Raw genomic sequence first — 2,750 nt, forward strand, 5'->3', positions numbered from 1 at the left:
CCGCGCGATAAATGGAGCACGCTGGACCGCGATGTCGACGGGATTCTTGCCATGACAGTCCCTGCTACCAACGACTCTGTAACTGACGGTGCCACGATCCCTACTGCATATCAGAAGCATGGCGCATTGCAGGTCTCGCTAAATATCACTGAAGACCAGCGACTGTTCGATGAAACAGGCGTTGACGTGGCCGCTTTCAACGGCGGGGAATTGTATCGGACCAAGAACACAGAGTCCGCACAACTACTGGAGAAGCGACGGGGCGAACGCGGCCGCATGTTCATTGTGGCACCGAGCCCACCAGGTCTGCCGTCTGCCAAATGTCACGAAAATCGTGAAAAATTCCGCGGTGTCAACCCGCGGTTCTACTGCACCATCACCTTCGGTAGATATGCGGCCCAGATATCCGCAAACCAACTAACCGATGCACATCAGCGAATTTCGGCCCAGTACTCGCTATTGGCGAACTCCAAATAATAGCCAGACGGAAGCGAGGACAGACCATGCGCAAACATATTGCTAAAGTTGCGGTCGCAGCTGTTATTTCGTCGATTTTGGCATCAGGCTGCGGATCGAACGTCGACGGAACGGCGATCGCAGGCGAAATCGATGTCCGAACCTTGGATGTAGGAAAGTACCAGACGCTCCCGGTCAGCGCTTATTATCAGTATAAGCACGGCTACAAGTACGGCCAGGAACTAGCAGCTATGCGCCTGGCCGACCATCTCGTACTCGGCACCGATGTTGATCCGAGCCTGAAGTACGGGGCCTGGGGTTCGTTTACATCCGAAACCTTGTTGAGCGAGTTCAGCGATACGGTGAAGCCATCACTCAAAGAGCATCGGCTGCTTTACGGATTCAGTACCGGGAGCACCGATAAAGAACACTTCGGCACATTTGCCCTATCGCCCGGCGATGACGTCCTGGCAGATACTCAGCGTTCACTCAAACCGACATATTTCGGAATGCGTGTAATGCAATTTCCGGACGAGGATGCCGCAAGACGCGCGGCCGAATCGATCGGGGTCCTCGACTTCCAGGTAGCCGCTGACCAGAATCAGAAGCTGACAATCGACAAGTACCCGGCTGCCCACGCGCATTGGCGCCCCGGAATACCGAGCATGGCCGCGAATATCGCGCGAGGCAGTTACGTCGTGAGCCTGCAGGTGGGTCTGCCGTCAGCTGATCTGCCGCAATTGAAGGATCTGGCCGGCCGAGTCCTGGATGCCCAGTTGCCACGGCTCGACAAGTTGCCGGCGCTCACGCCGATGGAAATACTGATGCTCGAACACGATCCTGCCCATGTATTGGAACGTGCGTTGAACCGCGAACAGCTGGGCGGGCCGGAAGATACGCGGTCGGCATCGTACGGCCTCCAGGGTTTCCTGCAGGTACAACGTGCGGAGCAGGAACACCGGGGTCTGTACGAGGAGACCGGCGTCGATCACATCGGGATCGGATGGGACGCAACCGTTTTCCGGGCACGAGACTCTTCTGCCGCGGAGAAGTTCCAGGCTGGGATGTTCGAGGGCCCGCGATTCGGCCCGGCGAACTCGCCCACCGAGGTGCCCGCTACCAACTGCATCGAGAACAAGGTCACCTCCAGTGACATCAAGCGGTTCTCCTGCTCGGTGCGCTACCGGCAGTATGTCGGGCTCGTCAGCAGCCACCAGATCAATGACGCGCATCAGCGTGCGGCCGCGCAGTATGCCGTCTTCGCCAACGCCCAGTAGCTGACGTTGCACACATGCTCCTGTCCGACAACGGCGGCGGGAGTGGGGTGTGCAGACAGCGCCGCGATCGGTATGGTGATACGCGAAGTGCCGCTGGCCTTGTGACTCGGGCTGTGGCAGGGGAAGGAGGGGGAAAGCTTCGCGGACATGTAGGCCTCGTGTCGCCAGGGCGACGGCGGAGCCATGAATCCGCAGGTACAGCAGGGTGGACATCGGCGTCATCCCGGGGGCCGAAAAAAATCTCGGAAGATGTGGGAACCGATCCACCCTGGCTCGCGTCCAATCATATGAACGGGTCGACCGGAGCAGTTGCTCCCGACTCCCAGCACAGCAAATCGGAAGGAAGACACCATGGCGGGTCAGCTCAGTGCCAGTGCAACCGAAATTGACAATTTCGTGAAGACCTCCGAGTCCAAGCACCAGGATCTGCTTACCGCGATCCAGGCGCTGAAGACGCTGGAGGACCAGACCACCGCAACGTGGAGTGGTGGCGCCCGCGCAGCGTTCGACTCCTTCATGGAGCGTTACTACTTCCAGGCCGACAAGCTCAACGACAAGCTCCTCGAGACCTGCGAGAACCTGCGTAACGCCGGTAAGTCCTACGACGAGCAGGACCACGACTTCGCCTCGCAGGTGAAGGCCCAGGTCAGCTCGCTCGACCTCCCCGCTCTCTGATCCGACCCCACCACACTTAGTAAGGAGCCATCGATGGCAGGCAACGACGTCACGCGGATTTCCGCTAACTTCGGCGAGGTCGAGGCCGGTGCTCAGCGCATCGTCCAGGATGCCCGCGGCATCATGACCATGCTGGAGGACTTCCACAAGCAGGTCACCGACTTCGTCACCAACAACTGGGCTGGTGACGCGAACGATGCGTTCACTCAGCTGCAGGCGCAGTGGAACACCCACGTGCAGCAGCTCAACACCACCCTCGAAGGAGGTCGACCGCCTCGTGCTCACCGCGTCGGGTGGACCGTTCCGCGGCTGGAGCACCGAGATGCTCGAATCGGTGAACCC

The 2,750-nt window shown here is 59.5% G+C and carries 2 protein-coding genes and 2 pseudogenes; all 4 read left to right on the plus strand.

The window, feature by feature from the left end; genetic code table 11:
* A pseudogene (locus ACFWF3_RS31270) lies at nt 1-477 on the plus strand (hypothetical protein); the annotation flags it as partial.
* 26 nt (nt 478-503) lie between these two features.
* Nucleotides 504-1,733 (plus strand): hypothetical protein, encoded by a 1,230-nt coding sequence (locus ACFWF3_RS31275; RefSeq protein WP_379317343.1) that lies wholly within the window; start codon nt 504-506, stop codon nt 1,731-1,733.
* A 351-nt stretch (nt 1,734-2,084) separates the two neighbouring features.
* Nucleotides 2,085-2,408, plus strand: coding sequence for a WXG100 family type VII secretion target (locus ACFWF3_RS31280; protein ID WP_378661991.1), 324 nt, complete (start codon nt 2,085-2,087; stop codon nt 2,406-2,408).
* A gap of 33 nt (nt 2,409-2,441) precedes the next feature.
* A pseudogene (locus ACFWF3_RS31285) lies at nt 2,442-2,609 on the plus strand (WXG100 family type VII secretion target); the annotation flags it as partial.
* Between the last annotated feature and the right edge of the window lie 141 nt (nt 2,610-2,750).

It is taken from the genome of Nocardia sp. NPDC060220, from assembly GCF_042727815.1.
Classification (GTDB): domain Bacteria; phylum Actinomycetota; class Actinomycetes; order Mycobacteriales; family Mycobacteriaceae; genus Nocardia.